The sequence below is a fragment of the Armatimonas sp. genome (assembly GCF_031410135.1).
Classification (GTDB): domain Bacteria; phylum Armatimonadota; class Armatimonadia; order Armatimonadales; family Armatimonadaceae; genus Armatimonas.
In genome coordinates this window covers 1-2,885 of record NZ_JANNYP010000060.1, presented here as the reverse complement: position 1 = coordinate 2,885, position 2,885 = coordinate 1, and the positions used below count along the sequence as shown (strand labels likewise).

The following is a 2,885-nucleotide window of genomic DNA, read 5'->3' as shown; positions in this document are numbered from 1 at the left end:
TGCTCGGCCCGCTCCGTGAGCCGCGCGACAGCGGCCTCCGGGATCGTCGCGCCGTAGAGCGCCGCCTCGATACACGCGCCGTCAAAGTCCGGGCTCCAGAGCAGCTTCCAGGTCTCTTTGGGCTGGCTGAGATCCTCCCGCGCCGCAAAGTCCGTTCCTGCCACGCGAGTCAGCCCCGGAATGCGCAGCCCCACAAGCTGGTGCAGGAGCTGGGACTTCTGCCGCTCCTGCGTGTCCAACAGCGATAAATGCACATGCTTTTCGACCACATCCGGCGTGAGCGCTTCGTTGCGTAGCGCTTCCTGGATCTCAAGAGTCAGCGGGGGAAGGCGCGTGCCTGCCGCGAGCTTGCCGCGCTCGCCGCCACGGAACGCCTCGAAGAGCGCGGCCATGAGTGGGTGCACCTCGCCCTCGAAGCTGTCTTTCACTAGGGCGGAGCGTGCGCCATCCAGCAAGTCCGTGCGCCAGACCCGCGCATGCCCCCGGAGCGCCGCGAGCCCCTGCGCCATGGCCTCGGCGGTGATGAGATCGGCGGTGCTGACAGGCTGTTTCTTCTTCCGCAAGGCACCCACCGCTAGCGGCAGGGGCTTCTGTCCGTGCCAGAGCGCATGGTAAAACCCCGGCGAGGGCATCCCCGAGGCATACCCCGTGAGCGAGTCCAGGCGTGCGTAGCTGTAGGGCGTCAGGGCGAGGTTAGAACTCCCCCCTAACCCCCGTCCGACAGGGGGACAATAAGGAATCGGATTCATTCTGTCCCCTCCGCCCGGCGGGGGATGGGGGGGAAGCAGTGCCGCCGTGTGGTACCCCCCCGTCACCACCAGAATCGGGCCGTCGCCGTCTCTCCAGAGCGCCTGAGCCTCCGCAAGACACGTGCGCATGAAGACTTCTCGGGCGAGATCGGAGGCCGAGACCGCGTCGGTGTCTTCATCGGCGGTACGCAGCGCGGTGCAGAAATCCGTGAGCCGTGCGAGGAGCGCCTCGGGGCTGGGGTCGGGTTCGATCTCAAAGAGCGTGTCCCAGAGCGCATCAAAGTCCTCGACGCCGAGCTTTTTACAGAGCGTCGTGATCAGCGTCGAGCGGCGCAAGGCACCGTCGGCGTAGCGCTCGGGGGCGATCTCGTTGGTGTGGCTGCGATCCAGAGCGCCCCACGGCAGGTCAATGAACGAGAAGGGGATCTTTGCCGCGCCCGCAAGCTGGATCGCCTGCCACTCGGGGGAGTACTCGCAGAACGGGTAGTAGGCACCGCTTCGCTCGGTCTCGGTGTGGACAAAGCTATAGATCGCAATGGGCAGCCGATGGGGCAGCAGTAGCTCGTCGAGCCGGTCGTTAAAGTCCGACGGCCCCTCAATCAGCACCCGCGACGGCCTGCGCTCCGCAAAGAGCCGCTGGATCAAGTGCGCACAAGCCGGGCTGTGGTGGCGCACCGGAACAAAGAGAAACGGCGACGTGCTTGTGCTCACGTACACTGCCACCTTCCTGCGCTAATGCGGCACGAGTCGCACCAGAAGAAGTATGCCACCCCGCCGGAGCCCCAAAACATACCGCTCCAGTCGTCCGGGTTATGATGGATCAATGGTAGTTCGGAGTCAAGTTGGAGTAGGAACATCATAGTCCGCTGGCACTCTGGACAGTCTGGGTACTCAGGTAATTGAACCCAGGCAGGGTGGCCGCCAAGCCGATGAAGATTTGGCCCATACACCCATTCTTGCCAGCGATAACGGTCTGATACCGGAGTGAGAGCTACCTGGGTCTCCAATAATGGGGCGCAGATAAACTCGGGGCTGAACGGTTTTACGGGTGCACTGGACTGGGGAATCCCTTGTTCGTTGTGGCGTAAGCAGAGAAAGGGTTCGTACCAGCCAAGGCAGTGATTGCACGTTGCCAGGGTCAGCGAGGGTAATGTGCAGGTGTCGGAAAGTAGCTCTGCGGCAGGAAAGGTGAGTAAGTGGTGGAGCGTGTCGCCGCAGGTTGGGCAGTGCTGGCCTTCCACCTGACCACCAAAACGATAAGGACGTTCTGTGACTTCCTGCCAGGTTTCATGAGAGTTCGTGGCGTATGTTTTTGCAAACTGCAGGTGGTAGGGCTTTTCAGAGTAAAGTTGCCGAAAGCTACAGATTTCCCGTGAAAACCCGACCAGGTGAATAAAAGTGGGATCAGTATCAAGGGGAATCAGCTCGAAGGCTTCAGGTAGGCGCAGTTCCAGAAGGGCACGAATCGCGAACTCCCGTCGCTCGTCGTTTTCTAGGTGATTTTTTAGAAACTGAATCTGCTCCGCTCCCGCATCTCGCCAGGGATAAAACATGCGACGACTGCCTGCGTAGCCACTGGGTAAAAAGTAATGGTTTGTGAGAAATAGTTCTTTTAGATAGCGCGACAGAATCTCTGGATGCTGCTCGTTGGCTTGCTCGATAATTCGATGGGCGGGTTCGTTGACGTGGATAGTCAACGCTACTATGGCGGCTCGAATCAGCGGCTCCCACTCTTCGGCTTTTATTGTCTGCATAAGGCTTTCCACAAGGCTCCCCGACCGACGGCGCGGCTCGGACAGAATTGCCAGAAGTTCGTTCATCAGGTGCACTGCCACCTTCCTGCGCTGATTCGGCATGCGTCACACCAGAAGAAATAGGCAATGCCTCCGGAACCCCACTCCATTGCCCCTAAGTTCTCGGTGTTGGGGAGAACGAAGGGAATCTCAGAATCCAACTCCATCAAGAACGGCATTACCTGAGAACAGCATGGGCAGCTATAGTCTTCGTCAATTTGATAGATGGTAGTTGCAGTGACCAAAACAGGCGGCTCCCAAAGTGGCAGGTATCGCAGCCAGCGCTCTTTCCAACGCACTCTGCCGAGAAGCATCGTCACGAGGGCCTTCACGACGAATCAGT

Annotated in this window: 2 protein-coding genes; both read right to left on the bottom strand. The window is 59.9% G+C overall.

The window, feature by feature from the left end:
- A partial coding sequence (locus RMO15_RS02135; RefSeq protein WP_309707371.1) for a DUF5682 family protein occupies positions 1-1,460 on the bottom strand: 1,460 nt, incomplete at its 3' end.
- Positions 1,457-2,605 carry a hypothetical protein gene (locus RMO15_RS02130; RefSeq protein WP_309707369.1) on the bottom strand — a complete coding sequence of 383 codons (1,149 nt, stop codon included), beginning with the start codon at positions 2,603-2,605 and terminating at the stop codon, positions 1,457-1,459. The genes RMO15_RS02130 and RMO15_RS02135, both read right to left, overlap by 4 nt.
- Positions 2,606-2,885 lie beyond the last annotated feature (280 nt).

Bases quoted from the DNA above. Each gene is read 5' to 3' on its own strand.
- RMO15_RS02130 (WP_309707369.1), bottom strand. From the start codon at position 2,605: ATGCCGAATCAGCGCAGGAAGGTGGCAGTGCACCTGATGAACGAACTT.